This window comes from Spirulina sp. CCY15215 (assembly GCF_016888125.1).
In the GTDB taxonomy this organism is placed as follows: Bacteria; Cyanobacteriota; Cyanobacteriia; order Cyanobacteriales; family Spirulinaceae; genus CCY15215.
This window is the reverse complement of record NZ_JACSWA010000466.1, coordinates 1-15,937: the sequence shown is the minus strand read 5'-3', so window position 1 is coordinate 15,937 and position 15,937 is coordinate 1. Positions and strand designations below refer to the sequence as shown.

The 15,937-nt window shown below is 43.7% G+C and carries 15 protein-coding genes; 11 read left to right on the top strand and 4 right to left on the bottom strand.

Annotated features, from left to right (window positions below):
• Positions 1-136 precede the first annotated feature (136 nt).
• From JUI58_RS15330 to cutA, 5 genes are all read left to right on the top strand, one after another.
• Positions 137-565, top strand: coding sequence for a type II toxin-antitoxin system VapC family toxin (locus JUI58_RS15330; RefSeq protein ID WP_204104670.1), 429 nt, complete (start codon positions 137-139; stop codon positions 563-565).
• 493 nt (positions 566-1,058) lie between these two features.
• Positions 1,059-1,736, top strand: a complete 678-nt coding sequence (locus JUI58_RS15325) for an Npun_F0813 family protein (protein ID WP_204104669.1) — start codon at positions 1,059-1,061, stop codon at positions 1,734-1,736.
• Positions 1,737-1,798: 62 nt separating this feature from the next.
• Positions 1,799-2,857: a transposase gene (locus JUI58_RS15320; RefSeq protein ID WP_204104668.1), complete on the top strand. Its 1,059-nt coding sequence runs from the start codon at positions 1,799-1,801 to the stop codon at positions 2,855-2,857.
• Between the two features lie 355 nt (positions 2,858-3,212).
• A complete protein-coding gene (locus tag JUI58_RS15315; protein WP_204104667.1) occupies positions 3,213-4,064 on the top strand; it encodes a pentapeptide repeat-containing protein in 852 nt (283 codons plus the stop codon).
• An 82-nt stretch (positions 4,065-4,146) separates the two neighbouring features.
• Positions 4,147-4,467: a divalent-cation tolerance protein CutA gene (gene cutA, locus JUI58_RS15310; protein WP_204104666.1), complete on the top strand. Its 321-nt coding sequence runs from the start codon at positions 4,147-4,149 to the stop codon at positions 4,465-4,467.
• 21 nt (positions 4,468-4,488) lie between these two features.
• On the opposite strand, the gene hemW is transcribed toward cutA, so the two are convergent.
• On the bottom strand, positions 4,489-5,745 hold the full coding sequence (gene hemW, locus JUI58_RS15305; protein WP_204104665.1) for a radical SAM family heme chaperone HemW: 1,257 nt from the start codon (positions 5,743-5,745) through the stop codon (positions 4,489-4,491).
• 68 nt (positions 5,746-5,813) lie between these two features.
• Here hemW and JUI58_RS15300 point away from each other — a divergent pair, with 68 nt between their 5' ends.
• The 3 genes from JUI58_RS15300 to JUI58_RS15290 are packed head-to-tail and all read left to right on the top strand — an operon-like array spanning position 5,814 to position 8,694.
• Positions 5,814-7,145, top strand: a complete 1,332-nt coding sequence (locus JUI58_RS15300; RefSeq protein ID WP_239121504.1) for a hypothetical protein — start codon at positions 5,814-5,816, stop codon at positions 7,143-7,145.
• A gap of 10 nt (positions 7,146-7,155) precedes the next feature.
• Positions 7,156-8,280 carry an ABC transporter ATP-binding protein gene (locus JUI58_RS15295; protein ID WP_204104664.1) on the top strand — a complete coding sequence of 375 codons (1,125 nt, stop codon included), beginning with the start codon at positions 7,156-7,158 and terminating at the stop codon, positions 8,278-8,280.
• 6 nt (positions 8,281-8,286) lie between these two features.
• On the top strand, positions 8,287-8,694 hold the full coding sequence (locus JUI58_RS15290; protein WP_204104663.1) for a hypothetical protein: 408 nt from the start codon (positions 8,287-8,289) through the stop codon (positions 8,692-8,694).
• A 62-nt stretch (positions 8,695-8,756) separates the two neighbouring features.
• On the opposite strand, the gene JUI58_RS15285 is transcribed toward JUI58_RS15290, so the two are convergent.
• Complete coding sequence (locus JUI58_RS15285) at positions 8,757-9,554, bottom strand: COP23 domain-containing protein (RefSeq protein ID WP_239121503.1); 798 nt, start codon at positions 9,552-9,554, stop codon at positions 8,757-8,759.
• A 133-nt stretch (positions 9,555-9,687) separates the two neighbouring features.
• The gene (gene lepB, locus JUI58_RS15280; protein WP_204104662.1) at positions 9,688-10,278 is read right to left on the bottom strand and encodes a signal peptidase I; all 591 of its coding nucleotides are present in this window, start codon (positions 10,276-10,278) and stop codon (positions 9,688-9,690) included.
• A gap of 190 nt (positions 10,279-10,468) precedes the next feature.
• Between lepB and JUI58_RS15275 the strand changes: the two genes are divergently transcribed.
• The 3 genes from JUI58_RS15275 to JUI58_RS15265 all read left to right on the top strand — a co-directional run bounded on the left by JUI58_RS15275 (position 10,469) and on the right by JUI58_RS15265 (position 14,905).
• On the top strand, positions 10,469-11,938 hold the full coding sequence (locus JUI58_RS15275; protein WP_348539900.1) for a site-2 protease family protein: 1,470 nt from the start codon (positions 10,469-10,471) through the stop codon (positions 11,936-11,938).
• A 39-nt stretch (positions 11,939-11,977) separates the two neighbouring features.
• The gene (locus tag JUI58_RS15270; RefSeq protein WP_204104660.1) at positions 11,978-13,627 is read left to right on the top strand and encodes a D-Ala-D-Ala carboxypeptidase family metallohydrolase; all 1,650 of its coding nucleotides are present in this window, start codon (positions 11,978-11,980) and stop codon (positions 13,625-13,627) included.
• 354 nt (positions 13,628-13,981) lie between these two features.
• Positions 13,982-14,905, top strand: coding sequence for a hypothetical protein (locus JUI58_RS15265; protein ID WP_204104659.1), 924 nt, complete (start codon positions 13,982-13,984; stop codon positions 14,903-14,905).
• Between the two features lie 42 nt (positions 14,906-14,947).
• On the opposite strand, the gene JUI58_RS15260 is transcribed toward JUI58_RS15265, so the two are convergent.
• Entirely contained in the window at positions 14,948-15,649 is a 702-nt protein-coding gene (locus JUI58_RS15260) for a DevA family ABC transporter ATP-binding protein (RefSeq protein ID WP_204104658.1), read from the bottom strand.
• Positions 15,650-15,937: the final 288 nt, after the last annotated feature.

Genomic DNA, 15,937 nt, shown 5'->3' with positions numbered 1-15,937 from the left:
CTGATTCGCTTTGCTCAGACTCCCTTGTTTGTGGCAATTCCTCTCCCGCTAACCCTATCGGGTCTAACGGGAGTCCCCTTGCCACATCTTTGATGGAAGAATATTATCGCCAAATAGATGCTGAGGAAGACGACAGATGAGTTTATATATTCTTGACACAGATCATATTACATCTTTTCAGCAAAATCATCCCTTAGTTAAACAACGTGTTGAAGCAATTTCTGCCCAAGAAATTGCGGTTACTGCAATTAGCCTTAATGAGCAAATGCGAGGTTGGTTAAATGCGATTAATCAAAGTGGTAAAAGCGATCGCATTCTTTGGGCTTATACAGGTTTATTGGGGGCAGTACAATTTTTTAATACTGTTCGTGTTTTACAGTTTGATCGCCCTGCATATAATATTTTCTTGGCGTTGCAAAGTCAAAAAATTCGTATTGGGACGCAAGATTTAAGAATTGCTGCGATCGCGCTTTCCGTCAAGGGAATTGTCGTCACCCGAAACCGACGCGATTTTGAGAAAATAACGGACTTGATACTGGAAGATTGGAGAGTTTCAATAAATTAACACGCCAAAGGAATTGGCGCGATCGCAGAATAGGGCGGTTTTCCCATCACCTAAAGCCTAACCCCACCCTGATGACGATTGAGTTGCTACGATGAGTTAAAACTAACAGCTATGGAACGAAACGGGTTTTACCTCGTTTTCTGATACAATGAACAGTAACAGAAAAGTAACTTCACAGCTAATTTTTTAGCCAGGGGAGGTAGGAGTCTGTTGACAGGCCTAAAGAAGCAGTCGAAAGATGCTGAGTTCTCCTCAGTAGAGCCAGCTAATCGACCAGTACAAGCGCGGTTTAAACCCGCTTTCGGTGGGTTAACCCCAAAATCTCCGTATTTTGCAAGCGGGGAGATGTCAATAGGATAGCAACCCCTTGGCGATCGCAAAATCGGGCAACCCCAAATCCCAATCAGAAGATTGTCCTTAGATTGTCCTTGGATTGTTTTTAGATTGTCCTTAACCGCTATGCCGCACTCCTTCAGGAACGCTCGAGCCGACTATGTTTATTCTCAAAAGGCAGGATGTTGAAATTGTCAACATTCAGCACCCCAAGCAAGAAGATCGACAGATTCCCATTCTCAAATATCAAGATCAGACTTTTCGCCTGATTAATATTTACGATGCCGCTCAATCTGAAGAAGCGAAAAACTTCTGGAAGGATCTGACAGATAATCAAGGGAAATTCTGCATTCTTTTGCAAGAGAGAAAACGCCACAGCGTCTGGGAACGCGCTCAAGTTGATATTTTGCAGGAAGAAGGCAAAACTGGAGAAAATGCGATCGCACCGGCTCCTTATATTCAAGCCAGCTTACTCCTCCTCCAAGCCGTTTACTTCGATCTTGAAGAACTTTTAGGAGGACGACAAGCCAAAGTTTTTCAAAAAGAAATGACCCACGCTTTAGCTAACCAGCACATCCCCCAAGCAGAAACAGAAGAAGCGATCGATCGCCTCATCGAAGTCGATCCCCTCCAAGACGATTTTGAAATTCCCTTATGGCAAGAACATCACCTCACTCTCTTTCTCGAAGAACTCTATCGACTCGGTAAAAGTTTTTTTGGCAATGCTAACTTTGCTCGAGGCATTGAAGAGGTATTGCAAGATATTGGCGAAAAAGATCGGCAAGAGTTTATCCGTTGGCTGGGACAATCTTCTCTCGGTCAAGAATGGCAAGTATAAAACACCAGTCACTTTCCCTCGTCACCAGTTAACCAACAACTAACAAAAACTAACAAACCAGTATGAGTCCCAGAAAGTTAACGGAGTCTGATAAGAACGAGATCCTCGATCTGTACCGAATGCCTCGAGAAACCACCTCAACTTTGGCAGAACGATATAGTGTCAGTAGTTCTACTATCAGTCGGTTTTTAAAAAGTCGCCTCCCTGATAACGAGTATGAAGAACTCATCCAGCAAAAGCGGTTGAGTCGCACTCCAAGTGGTGCTGCTCAAGTTTTAAATCAATACCAACAACAAAAAGATGACCCAGAAGCTGACATTGCGACTCCTTCCCCGGTTAGTTTAAGGGGCGATCGCCGAAGGAAAGTTAACCTAGAAGAAGAATCAGAAGAAGAACCAGAAACCACCTCTCCAGCAAGGCGATCGCGTCGTCGTCGCTCCTCAGCCAGCGAAACTGAACTTGAACTTGAACTTGAACTTGAACCCGAACCCGAACCTAAACTTGAACCTGAACTTGAACTTGAAGAAACACCAGCACCGATCTCCAAGCCAATGCCAACCTTAAAACCCACTTTAAAGGTTAAGGGCAAGGACACGCAAAAATATTTTGCCTTAGAGGAAGACGACGGGGATGAAGATGATACCGAAGATGATACCGATGTTAACGTTCATGCTCTTGAGGAAATGCTCGGGGAAGATTTAGCCGATCTCGATGAGGATCTTGATGAGGATGAAGACGATGAAGACGATGAGGATGATTGGGAAGAACAGAATAGTCTTCCTCATTTAAAATCCCGCTTTTCCGATCTCAGTATCTTACCTCTCTCCGAGGCCGCTTTTCCCCGTAGCTGTTACCTCGTCATCGATCGCGCAGCCGAATTAATTACTCGACCCCTCGAAGAATTTAGCGATCTCGGAGATATTCCCCCAGAAGAATTCCACCAAGAGACTCTCCCAGTTTTTGACAATCACAAAATTGCCCGCCGTTTTTCCAAACGTTCCCAGCGCGTGATTAAAGTACCTGACTCACAATTGCTCCAAAAAGCCCGCCCGCATTTACAAGCTAAGGGGATTACCCGCTTGTTGCTGGATGGTCAAGTTTATTCTCTGGTCAGAGAGTAAAGCTACAGGAGCAATTATGGCCATGGAATTATGACCATGATTGTTAAAGGTTGCAAACTTTATTGAGGGGCTACTCTTAAATTTTTAAACTTTTCTTAATAATTTGGGTATATTTGGCCAATATGGTGATCCCTGACCCTTAAAATGGGAAGTATAAAGATAGAGCGATCGCGGAGAATCTATTTCTCGAGCCATCAAGAGAAAAAGAGAGAAAAATTGCGATCGCCTTCTTAAAGAATTCGATAACTTTTTTTAAAATTTGTTACACTGAACAATTTTAACGAGAGTCTTCGAGTTCAATAATCCTTTATTTAAAGCCGTCCTTATAGGACGGGGTTTCTACCCAATTTTTCTGATGAAAGTTAGTCAATTACTTCAAAGATACGAACAAGGAGAGAGAGACTTTTCAGGGATCGATCTCAGTGGAGTAGACTTACAAGGCATCACTCTTATTGGCGTTAATTTAAAAAATGCCAATCTTACAGGAGCTAATTTGAGTCGTGCCTTTTTAACAAAATCTGATTTAAGCGAAGCAAAATTAAGTTGGACTAATCTCAATTTTGCTAAACTCAGTGGCTGTAAATTTATAGAAGCAGATTTAACCAAAGCTAACTTAAACGGAGCTTTTATGGTTGATGCCAAGCTCCCTCGAGCGAGAATGAGTGGAGCAGATTTATCTTATGCCAATTTGCGACGGTCTAATTTATGGGGAAGCAATTTTTGTGGAGCAACCCTACAAAAAGTCAATTTGCGACAAGCCAATTTAAGCGGTGCTAACCTAAATTGGGCAAATTTGTATGAGGCTCGACTGACTGGTGCTAAATTGTACGGTGCTTCGTTTAATGGTGTGAATTTGAGTCAAACTTTCCTAAAAGATGTCGATCTTGCGGGCGTTGATTTAGAAGGAGTTGATTTTAGTGGTGCGAGACTGGGTGGCTCAAATTTGGAAGGTGCAAATTTGGTTGGTGCAAATTTCCAAGGAGCGCATTTACAAAACGTTAATTTTCAAGGTGCAAATCTTACTCGAGCCGATTTTACAGAGGCGTTATTAGATCAAACAAATTTAACGGGAGCAATGTTGCAACAGGTGAATTTGGAGCAAGTCAGAAGGAAGCCCCGAAAGATAAAATCGGTAGGAATAGAAACAAAATTAAGACAGAATAATCACCCTTTTTCTTTTAGCGATCGCTGGCTTGGAGTTGGGTAATTTTAATGACTAATTCATTACCCATTATCAGTTAATTATCAGTTAATTATCAGCTAATTAGCAAGGGAGGATTTGAACTTAAATGCAATATGGGCTTGTTTTCGTGACAACAGGGACAGAGGAGGAAGCAAAGGCGATCGCCTCAACTCTGGTAGAAATGAAATTAGCAGCTTGTGTTAGTATTGCCCCCATGCAATCGATTTACAAATGGCAAGGCAAGATAGAGCGCGATCGCGAGTGGCAATTAACCATCAAAACCGATCTCTCTTTATTCTCTCATTTAGAAGCTAGAATTCAAGAAATCCACTCCTACGAGGTTCCGGAAATTATTGCCATTCCAATTATTTCTGGATCTAATTCGTATCTGAATTGGCTTGGGGAATCGATGCAAAATAGTTCCTAATTGAGAGCCTCCATATCAAGGTTAATTATCAACATCAAATTGTTTGAATAAGGCAGTTAAAACCGTATTGGAGAAAAGAAAACCTTCGGGATCAGTTAACTTTAATATTTTATTATTAGAAAAAGTAGACTGATTTGGCAAAGGAAGAGACTGATTTTGAGAATCAAGGACAACAAGCCAATCTTTTTGAGAATAGGGCGCGATCGCGATCGCAATTTGTCGTCTAACTTCTGGCGAGAATTGCTCTAATTTTACCCCATCTGCCAAGCGTAATCCTAACATTAGGGTTTCCAAGAGAATATCTCGTGCTGATAGTTCCGAGGCATCAATTTTAGCACCATTTTCCACCCAAGTATAGTATTCTCTGCGGGTGCGAGGGCGTGTAAAACGCCAATTTTGCCAATAACTAGCGGCACCCATACCAAATCCATAATAAGGGCGATTTTCCCAATAAATGCGATTATGACGGCATTGATATCCCGATCGCCCATAGTTAGAAATTTCGTAATGTTCTAAGCCATTTTCGGTTAAAGTTTTCTCTGCCATGCGATACATCTGTGCGGCATTTTCATCGCTGGGGAGAGGACTTTCTCCTGGTTGAAATTGTTTGCCAAAAGCCGTCACGGGTTCAAGAACTAAATCATAACAGGAGAGGTGTTCTGGGGACAGATCGCAGGCAGAATTGAGGGAAAATTGCCATTGTGCGAGGGTTTGCTCGGGTAAGCCGGAAATAAGGTCTAAACTAAGATTATTGACCCCGATTTGACGCAGGAGATCGATCGCGGTAAAAATATCTTTAACGGAATGCGATCGCCCGCATCGTTGCAAAAGTTCATCTTGAAAAGCCTGCACTCCCAAACTAAAACGATTGACTCCCAGATCGCGATAGCCTTGAATTTGTTCTCGGTTAAATGTCCCCGGATCGACTTCCATAGAAATTTCTGCATCCGAAGCAATGCCATAATATTGATTCAGAGTTGCGAGAATTTGCTCTAATTGGGGGACAGAAAGTAAAGAAGGGGTACCCCCTCCAAAAAAGATAGTTTTGAGGGTTTCGTGACTTTGGGGGGTTATTGCTATCTCTTGACATAAAATATCTACATATTCCGTGATCGCGCTAAAATTCGTCCCATTACGGCGATCGCCGACCACAGAAACCGGGAAGTCGCAATAATAGCAGCGACGACGACAGAAGGGAATATGAACATAAGCGCTTCGAGGAGTGTCGCGATCGCTTTCCACAATCTTTGTTGTTCTTAAAATTTCCGTTTCGAGCATTCCCTTTCTCCCAAAAAAGAGGCAAGATGATAGATGATAGTTGATAGTTGATAGTTGATAGGGATATTATGCGTCTTAATAATCGTGCTTTTAAGATTCTCGCAGAAGAAGCCAAACTTTGTGCCTCGCGATCGCAGGGTGATGCACAGTATCGTATTGTTCTCAAACGCTTGGAAAAACTGAGGCTACAGTCGGGTTCTCCGGTGAGTAAAGAGGAATTACGGGCAACGGTTATGGATATGTTCCCAGACTTTAGCAGCAAAGCGATCGATGCAGCCGATCGCGCCAACCATCCCTCTAAAATCCTGGGTATCATTAAATCGGGGACAATGGCTTTAGTCGTCTGTACAGGACTTCTCTGGGTGGCTAATTTACCCTATCCTCCTATTCGTCGTCCCATTGCTCAAAATGTACCCCTTTTATTGCTTCCCAGTTTCTTTAATATGGATCGCAATTATCGCGGAGCAATTTCTAAAGTCGAACAAGCAGATCAACTGATTAATCAAGCAACAAGTGGCTCTGATATTCTCTTAGGAGAAGAAAAAGTTAGCCAGTCTCAAAAACATCTTGATGCTCTTCCTGTTTGGTTTTTGGGTTACGAACCCCAGCGTTATTGTACCTTTTTTAGCTGTAGTTGGCGGTTTACTTTAGATGAATTTGAAACAGCAAGAAAGGCGATCGGACGTGCAGAAGCAAAGGTATTTCAAGAAAAGAATGCTTTAACCCAACTACAAGAAGCAGAAACTACCCTCGAACAAGCTAAACAAAAGTATTCAACTACAACCGCAACAGAGAAAGAAAATGCGATCGCCTCCTGGCAAACTGCACTACAAACTATTGCTCTCATTCCTCCTACAACTTTTGCGGGTAAACAAGCACAACAAAAATTCAATTTTTATCGCGAAGATTTTGAGAAAAATGTCGGTAAATTTGAGACGGTTGAAAAAGCAGGAACTTTTGTCGATGTCGCCAAACAATTTGCTTGGCAAGCTGCTAAAATGAGTCAAAATTCCCCTCATTCGGCAGCAAAATGGCAACAAATTACTGGCTTTTGGGAAGAGGCGATCGCACAACTGGAAAAAGTCGATCCTCAAGATAAAGCCAGCTATATTCAAGCGCAAACCAAAATTGCTGAATATCGTGTTAATTTGGCGCAAGTTAAACTTGAGCAAGAAGAAGAACAAGCATCAGTAGAAGCCATTGAAAGAGCAAAAAATCAAATTCAAAATCTTCTCGCTTCGACTCCCGATAATGCCGATCGCGTTAATCGTCCCCAAACCGCAGCCATAATTCAAGGAATTATCAACGAACTACAAAAAGTTCAACCAGGAACAACAGTTTCTTCTGAAGCACAAGAACTGATGGAATTTGCCAAAGCTAAACTAAAAGAACTGCAATAAATTACTCTATATGGCAACAAAACTAGATACTCAACTTCCAGATATCGAATTGCGCCACTTTTCCCAAATCTTTGATAGTGAAACTGTTGTCAAAGAGATTAATTTAAGGATTTGTAAAGGGGAATTTTTTTGTTTGCTGGGTCCTTCAGGATGTGGAAAAACAACGATTTTAAGAGCGATCGCCGGCTTTGAAAGTCCCTCCTCTGGGGAAGTTTGGATTCAAGGACAATTAATGAACAAAATTCCCCCCTATCGTCGTCCAGTTAACACAGTTTTTCAAAGTTATGCCCTCTTTAATCATTTAACCGTCCGCGAAAATATTGCCTTTAGTTTAAAATTGAAAAAATGCCCTAAAAACGAACGTGAAGCGCGAATTCAACAAGCATTAAAACAAGTAAAATTGGAAGAATTTGCTCAGAGATATCCCGATCGCCTTTCCGGAGGACAAAAACAACGAGTTGCTTTAGCCCGTGCTTTAATCAATCAACCCGCCGTTTTGTTATTAGATGAACCCTTGGGTGCATTAGATTTAAAATTACGGAAAGAAATGCAATTAGAATTAGCGCGACTGCATCGAGAGATGGGACTTACTTTCCTCATGGTCACACACGATCGCGAAGAAGCACTTTCTTTAGCCGATCGCATCGCCGTTATCCAACAAGGTAATCTCGAACAAATAGGTTCCCCTCGAGACATTTATGAACGCCCTCAAACAGCCTTTGTCGCGGATTTTATTGGGGAAACTAATCTATTATACGGTTACTTGGATGAAGAGGGAAACATAGTTACAGAGAGCGGATTAGTGCTGAAAACTCAAGGAAGCAAACTATCTCTCGGAAACCGAGAAATGCAGACAAAAGATGAAATTGTTCTCAGTATTCGGCCAGAAAAGATTAAAATTAGAGGAGAACCTATTGCTGATTGTGAAAACTGTTACCCTGGACAGATTCAACAAATCACTTATTTGGGGACTCATCTTCAGATTGTGGTTAGCGCGATCGCCACAGGAGAGATCCTGAGAATTCGACAAACCGATCTAGACTCAAATTCAGAATTGAGTCAGTTTTCAACAGGAGCATTGGTTTATATCGGTTGGCACAATTCAGATAGTTTAATATTTAGTCCAAATACCTAAAAATTCATGAAGACACCAGGATTGCAAAACCTACTAAATTGTATTGAAGAACATTGCTTGAGTAGCGCGATCGCTACATTCTTAGATAGTAATGGTATCCCATTTGTAATTGATTTAAAACGTCAAGGCGATCGCGTCCAATATGGCTACCAAATAGGAATGAGAGAAATTTTCATGGCCAAAATTCTCAATGGTTGCAATCCTTCTGCGTCCTTAGTCCTGCGATCGTTCACATCGGAAATTGACGAAATTACTGAACTCCCCATCAAAGAGTTGCGCGGCTATATTCTCATGCGATCAAAAAATGATATTTCATTTGAAAAAATCCCTGCACATACCATGTTCGCCTGTCAAAATACCGATGCAAAAACAGGAGAACCTTTGCCCCTAGAACAGTCTGTACGGTATTGCTGAAACAAGAAAGCAAATAAAATAAAATCCCCTCCTTTTGCGAGGAGGGGAAGAGGTTTGGCATTTTAACGAAAGCGATCGGGATTTAATTGTCGTCCTGGGCGATCGAGCAAGCGCTGCAAGCCCGATCCCGTTCCTCCATCAGAAGGAGCCAAAAAGGGTTTCAAGTTAATCCCACCAGGAGAACTTAAGCGCACATTGCCACTGGAGGAAGTGTTACCCGTATTAAAAATATTCCCCAATTGTCCGAGAATATCGGCGGGGGAACTACCAGCAGCAAAGGTGCTTACTCCTTGGGTAGATTCTCCACTATCGGCGATCGCAATATTTTCAAAAACGCGATCGCGCACGATCTCCGGACTTTGACCAGGAGGAACCGTCAAAACAATGCGACAAGAAGGGTCTTTTTCCGTGGTCACGCAAACAACATCGTAGTTATTTTCCGTCGAGTTTCGCATTTCCACTAAACCATCCGGGCGATACTGTTCGAGACGTTGAGCAATGACATCGCAACGTTTTTGAGGAGTCCACCCCCCCCCCAAACCTTGAGGAACTGCCCAAGGATAGGCACTTTCCTGTTCTTTGGGGGAATACATTACCGTGGGGCTACCCTCATTCATGGCACAGGTAAACCGAGGCGAATTATCAGTGCTGACTTTTTCCTCCTGGGGTTCTTCTGTATTTGTTTCCTCTGTGTCGGTTGCTTCCGAGTCGAGTTCGGCAATTTGCAGGGGAACTTCTGGAGATTTATCAACGACAGAAGAAAAAGCGAGGGCGTTTCCTCCTCCCAAAAGGGCAAGAGTGGCGAGAGAAAAACCAACTCTTTTGAGAACTAAAGCTGAGTTGCTCATTTGCTGGGTCATGATGTTAGAGAAATAAAAAATAACGAGTCAAAAGCCAAAGCATTTGACCTTAATAAATTGCTGTTATGGTAGAGCAAGTCCCAGTGAAGGCGACGAAATTGCCCGCTTATTTGTTTCCGCTATTTTATTTTTGTTAGAGCCAACCGATGCGATCGGGCGGCCAAAACCGCAAGACAGCACGACCGATCGCCTGATTTTCGGGCAGAAATCCCCAAATGTGGGAATCATTGCTATTGTTGCGGTTGTCTCCCATCATAAAGAGGGCGCGATCGGGTACTCTTGCGGGCAGCAAGCGATAATGGGGCGGTTCGGCAATATAATCTTCCCTTAAGGGGGTATCGTTGATGTAGACGCGGCCATCGTGAATTTCGACCTTTTCTCCTTCTGTGGCAATAGTCCGTTTAATAAAGGCTTGATTTTTTGTATAACCTTGTTTTTGTAATAGAGAAGGAGGACTGAAGACCAAAATATCTTCTCGTTGAATAGGACGAAAATAATGAGAGAACTTTTCCACCACTAGGCGATCGCCGACGTGAAGAGTCGGATACATGGAATCTGAGGGAATATAGCGAGGTTCCGCAATAAAAGTACGAATGACCAACACCAAAGCTAAGGCGATCGCCATAACTTGCAGATTTTCCCACACTATTCCTCGCCAACTTGTCGCTATTGGGTTGGTTTTTGCTCCGTCTTTTACGTCCAAATTCTTATCGGGAGAGGTCATAAATTTACTCGATCGGGAGAATGCCGTACAATCTTCCTCAGCTTATCTCAATCCACTACTTTTTTCTTCTTCCTTATTATAAATTCCTAATCCTGTCCTACAAAGAATTTGTTAGGATGCTTGTATGGCTTATTTTATAGGAAGAATCAGGTTAAATATAATCTATTCTCTATTTTTGCTTATGGAAACTATAGAAATTTTGCTCCTAATTTTTCTCGGTATAATCAGTTATTTTATTGTCAAACGGAGCGTTGCCAATCTGACAACCACACCCATTTGGCTCTTGTGGCTTGTCTTGATGGCTCCCCCCTTGCTGTTAACGGTTTGGATGCTGATCTTGGGAGAGAAAGAGCCGCTCCCTTTACCATTAATGGTGATTCCTTTTGTATTGTGTCCCCTACTGTATTGGTGGCTGATTCAAAAAGGAAGACCCATTCCCGCGCCAGAAGAGACTACAGATTCTCCTACAACCCCGTCTCTGGAACTCTCCAAAAATCCCCGTCCCCTCACTCCCGATGAAGAAAAAAGCCTCCGCAAGTGCTTCCCTTGGGGGGTTTATTACCTACAAGCCGTGGATTATCTCCCCCAAGCCATTCTCTGCCGGGGTAGACTCAAATCTAACCCCGAACAGGCTTACCAAACTGTGCGGGAAAATGTCGAGGACAAATTTGGCGATCGCTTCCTGCTCATTTTTCAAGAAGGTGTCGCCAATAAGCCCTTTTTTGCCCTAGTCCCTAACCCGCGTTCGGAAACGCAGAAAATCCCCACGACGGATACGGAAGAAGTCCTCCAGCGCCCGCAATTGGTTCTGGGTTTATTTCTGATTACCCTGTTTACAACCACATTGGTTGGCGCTGCTTTCACGGGAATTACCCCGGAACAATTCCAAGCAAATCCCCGCCTTCTCCTGCAAGGATTGCCCTATAGTCTTGCTTTAATGCTTATCTTAGGGGTTCACGAGTTCAGCCATTATGGGGCAGCGATTTACTATCGCATTCGCACGACTCTACCCTATTTCATTCCCATGCCTTTCTTTTTGGGAACGATGGGGGCTTTTATTCAAATGCGATCGCCGGTGCCTCACCGTCGGGCGCTTTTCGATATTGCTTTTGCGGGACCCATTGGCGGTTTCCTCGTAACTGTACCGCTATTAATTTGGGGACTTTCTCTCTCGGAGGTAGTAGAACTCTCCGATCGAGCTAGTTTGCTCAACTTTGAAGCACTCGATCCGCGTTTTTCCCTCTTTCTGGCAGTTTTGGGAAAACTAACTTTGGGCGATCGCCTCGGGGTCAATATGGCTATTCATCTGCATCCTTTGGCGATCGCAGGTTATTTGGGAGTAATTGTGACAGCGTTAAACTTAATGCCTGTGGGTCAATTAGATGGCGGTCATATCGTCCATGCCATGTTCGGGCAGCGTATGGCTTTAATTATCGGTCAGATTGCTCGCTTGCTGATGCTCCTCTTTGCCTTCGCGCGTCAGGAATTCATCATCTGGGCGATCGTTTTATTATTTATGCCCAACACCAACGAACCTGCCTTAAACGATGTCACAGAATTGGACAATCGACGGGATTTTCTCGGTCTTTGCGCTTTAACCCTTTTGGTTATTATTTTGCTCCCATTACCGGGTAAATTAGCTAGTGTATTAGGCGTGTGATTTTTTTCAGTCACCAGTTAACTATTATCAAATTTATACATGGCGGAGCTAACACCAGATCGGCGCAACTACTACTATCTCATCGAAGCAGAACGGACGGGGATTCATAAACCCATTTTGGCAGCCCTCTATCGCGTTCATCGCGCCCCTATTTTGCAGGATGATGAAACCGGATTGGGGGTGAGTGCAGATGAAAACATCGATCGCGATCGCCTCGATACTTTTCCAGAACAAGTTCAATATGCAGCCAATCTCATTCGCATTTTGACCGACGATCTCGTGACCCAGAAATGGCAAAATGAGGATCTCTGGAATAGCACAAAAGGGAGGTATAGCGATCGCCTGGTGGAGGTGATTGCTGGGGGCTATCTACCCCAACTGGGAGAGGGATTCATGGGGCAACTTCTGCCCTGCGATGGCGATCGACTCTTACAGGCTTACGAAAATGATATTGCCACAGATTATGAAGGCCGCTACATCCCTCAAAATCTGGCCAATTTAGACCGACAACTCCTCGCTCTGATCGAACGCATTTCGGAATATTATTCCGGGTTAAGCCATCAACGGGAGGCACTCCTCGCGGCGGTACGAATTTGGCGGCGTTTGGATACCGTTGATGCGGCGATCGCTTCCTTGGCACGAGATGAAAAAGTTCCCGCTACCCAATTGCAAGACGATCGCCTTGATGTTGCCCTCAAACAGTTTATTCAGCGTCTTTCCCCCAACTATAGCGGCTATCCTCATCAAAGGGAGGCACTGTTGCGCTTAACCCAATATTGGCGACAATTGCCCACCCGAGAAGATGCGATCGACTCCCTGGAAAAAGCGACCAACCCCGATCCTGGGCTACAAGTTTTCGATGCTTCTCTCTTAAATTTCGTGCAGCGTTTGCCCCGTTACTATGAAGGTAAAGGCAGTCAGCGCAACGCCGTAACGGAATGTTTTCGCCTCTGGCGACAGATAGATTCTCGTGGCTCCGCTTTGACGGCTTTGGGGATAGATCCGGAAATTCTCACCGCCAGCACTGCATCCCCAGAGACTATTAAAAAAGTCGCCGTGCAACTCGATCGCGAATTATTAAATTTTGTGCGTCGTATTCCCGGTGCCTACAGCGAAAATCACCAACAGCGCGAAGCCCTCATTCGCATGGTGCAGTTATGGCGAGGCTTAAAAACCCGCTCTGCTGCCCTCGCTTCCCTAATTGAAGATACTAAACGTCTGGAAAAAGAACGAGCAGATGAGAAAGATAAACCCACAATTCTCCTTCCCGATCGCCCCGATCGCTGGACGCGCCACAATATTCAACTCTCTGCCACGATCCTCCCCAATGGCAATTTTACCTGGGCGGAAGCGACCAAAGGCGGCACGCGAATGCCTCCCGATGATGCCACCTTAAACGCTATGATTCGCATTGCGAACTTGGCTCAACAGGCTCGCGATCGCATCGGTCGTCCCTTTATTGTCACCAGTTGGTATCGTCCCACCCATATCAACCGCGCCGTGGGAGGAGCTAAATACAGCCGCCATATTGTCGGCGATGCGATCGATTTTGTCTGCGATAATCTCACCGGGAATCAACTCTACTGGCTGCTTGACCCTTGGTGGCCGGGAGGATTGGGACGCTATCTCAAATATCCCAATCTCTGTCATATTGATGGCAGAAACTATCGCGCCCGTTGGCATTATTAGGGGGATGGGTTGTAGAATATGGGGAAATTACCGCTTGGCAGAGAATTGAGAGAGAGGAAACGAGCCTTAATTTTGTCCTTTTAATTTTGTCCTTTATGATTCCTCCTTTATTCTTAATCGAAGAGACTGGTATAGTTGGAGTAGTGGTGCAAATTATCAGCGTTCTCGTCATTCAAAGTTTGTTTTCACCAGTCTTCCAGGGTAATTTTTTTCGGGTGCGATCTTCTTGGTAAAGAATCTAAAATTATTAATAGCCCCTTATGAATTAATCGCGATTTAGTAAGTTTAATCATCTATATGACCCACTTTAGGGGCATTCTAAGCCTAGACGTTAATTTCTAACCCTCAATCACTATGGTTTCTCAATTTCTGCCCCTGCAACCCATTCTCGCGCAAGCTGCTACAAGCCCCCCCGCTAATCCTCCGCAAAGTTCGGGAAAGTTGGGACAAATTGGACTGATTACAAGTTTAGTCTTATTTTTGGCTCTGGTCGGGGTTCTGGTCTATGGCAAATTGAAAATTTACGACCAGTTCCAAAAAGACATTAAATTTGAAAAATATAAGTCCCAAGATTTGCAAAAACGTCTCAAACTGGCGTTGAAAACCATTCAAAAAATGGAGACAAATCCGGACTTAATTCACTCGCGGGAATTTAACCTCGATTATCTGCGATTGCGAATGGATGAGGAAGTTTTTCACTATGCGATCGTCAATCAAATTAAAATTCGCGTCAAACAATTAATTAGTGTTGCTCTGCGTCCGAATACCTCTCAACATCAAGTGGGTATTGCGACAACTGGTCGTCAAGTTGATGAAACTTTTGATGTCACTTACGAAACGGAAGCACGGGGAAAAAGAGTCAAGCGAATATTATTTCGTATTCAAGTGAAGTTAACTAAGTTACCGACGCAATCAACTTCCAGTACAATTAATCAAATTATTGATTGTATTGAAAAATTCTTAAGTCCTAATGCCGATCACGAAAATTGGCAGCCTACGATTCAAGGTAGAGTTATTTTAATGGAGTGGGATCAAAAGGCAAAACCGACACCTCTGTTAGTATTAGAACAATCGGGAGATGGAGCTAATGTTAGTTTCCGAACTAATCCCAATCGTCTCAATGCCATGGGAGGGAAAGAAGGGGCTGTACCACCCCCACCCCCACCGTCGCGATCGCCGAAACAAAGACCAGCCCCAGGTTCGGGTAAATCCCAGGGTGGGAGCAAGCGTTCTTCTTCTTCTTCTTCTTCTTCTCGACGTTCTTCAACTAGGCGTTAGTTAAAGGAGTTATTTAAAGATATACTCTAGATTTTTGTTCGCTCAATAACTCGTTCTAGTGAGTATTTTCTGTTCTGAAAGTCGTCCATCTTCCATCTGGATAATACGTTCGGCAACATCGAGAATGCGGTTATCGTGGGTGACAATGAGAATTGTACATCCTTGTTCTCGAGCCAAGTTTTGCATAATTTCGACAATATCGCGCCCGGACTTACTATCGAGGGCGGCGGTAGGTTCGTCAGCTAGTACCATTTTAGGATGACTGACGAGGGCCCGGGCGATCGCCACGCGCTGTTTTTGCCCCCCAGACAGTTGAGCGGGATAATAGTTAATGCGATCGGCTAAACCAACGGCTTCTAGCATTGTAATCGCCCGTTCTTTGGCTTGATGGGATGAGATGCGATCGTGTAGTTCAATGGACATTTGCACGTTTTGTCTGGCGGTGAGGGAGTTTAATAAATTATGTGCCTGAAAAATATAACCAATATTACGACGAACTTGCACTAAGCGATTTTTTCCGGCTCCGACTAATTCTTTCTCGAATACCCGCAAACTTCCTGTTTGAGGCGATCGCAGTCCTCCCATCAGGGTGAGTAGGGTTGTTTTGCCTGATCCCGATGGACCCTTCATAATGACAACATCTCCCGATCTCAGGGTGAGATGAATATCAAACAAAATTTGTTTTCGCAGATCTCCTCGACCGAAATAGTGGTCGAGATGGGAAATTTCTACAATAGGCTGCATGGATAGTTTTGGGGGTCTAGGATTCAAAGTTCGAGGGAAACTTAACATATTCTAGTTGGAATTGAGCGAGTAAGTTCTGATAAATGGGCAGGATTTTTTGATAAATTGCTACATTTTCAGGGATAGGAAAATATTGCTGTTTTGCCTCCCTCGTTGTTGAGATAATATCTATTGACAAGCTGACCAAGAGAGTCGAAGCTAACATTACCCTAGAAATAGGAGGCTCGAAAGAGCAAAAACGCTATGCGTACAGGGTTGTTTAGTTAGATACAGTAATTGTCCTGTTAA

What these genes read in the sequence shown, in the direction of transcription:
- JUI58_RS15290 (WP_204104663.1), top strand. Translation starts at nt 8,287, where the DNA reads ATGAAGACACCAGGATTGCAAAACCTACTAAATTGTATTGAAGAACAT.
- hemW (WP_204104665.1), bottom strand. Translation starts at nt 5,745, where the DNA reads ATGCTCGAAACGGAAATTTTAAGAACAACAAAGATTGTGGAAAGCGAT.
- cutA (WP_204104666.1), top strand. Translation starts at nt 4,147, where the DNA reads ATGCAATATGGGCTTGTTTTCGTGACAACAGGGACAGAGGAGGAAGCA.
- lepB (WP_204104662.1), bottom strand. Translation starts at nt 10,278, where the DNA reads ATGACCTCTCCCGATAAGAATTTGGACGTAAAAGACGGAGCAAAAACC.
- JUI58_RS15330 (WP_204104670.1), top strand. Translation starts at nt 137, where the DNA reads ATGAGTTTATATATTCTTGACACAGATCATATTACATCTTTTCAGCAA.
- JUI58_RS15320 (WP_204104668.1), top strand. Translation starts at nt 1,799, where the DNA reads ATGAGTCCCAGAAAGTTAACGGAGTCTGATAAGAACGAGATCCTCGAT.
- JUI58_RS15270 (WP_204104660.1), top strand. Translation starts at nt 11,978, where the DNA reads ATGGCGGAGCTAACACCAGATCGGCGCAACTACTACTATCTCATCGAA.
- JUI58_RS15325 (WP_204104669.1), top strand. Translation starts at nt 1,059, where the DNA reads ATGTTTATTCTCAAAAGGCAGGATGTTGAAATTGTCAACATTCAGCAC.
- JUI58_RS15260 (WP_204104658.1), bottom strand. Translation starts at nt 15,649, where the DNA reads ATGCAGCCTATTGTAGAAATTTCCCATCTCGACCACTATTTCGGTCGA.
- JUI58_RS15295 (WP_204104664.1), top strand. Translation starts at nt 7,156, where the DNA reads ATGGCAACAAAACTAGATACTCAACTTCCAGATATCGAATTGCGCCAC.
- JUI58_RS15300 (WP_239121504.1), top strand. Translation starts at nt 5,814, where the DNA reads ATGCGTCTTAATAATCGTGCTTTTAAGATTCTCGCAGAAGAAGCCAAA.
- JUI58_RS15265 (WP_204104659.1), top strand. Translation starts at nt 13,982, where the DNA reads ATGGTTTCTCAATTTCTGCCCCTGCAACCCATTCTCGCGCAAGCTGCT.
- JUI58_RS15315 (WP_204104667.1), top strand. Translation starts at nt 3,213, where the DNA reads ATGAAAGTTAGTCAATTACTTCAAAGATACGAACAAGGAGAGAGAGAC.
- JUI58_RS15285 (WP_239121503.1), bottom strand. Translation starts at nt 9,554, where the DNA reads ATGACCCAGCAAATGAGCAACTCAGCTTTAGTTCTCAAAAGAGTTGGT.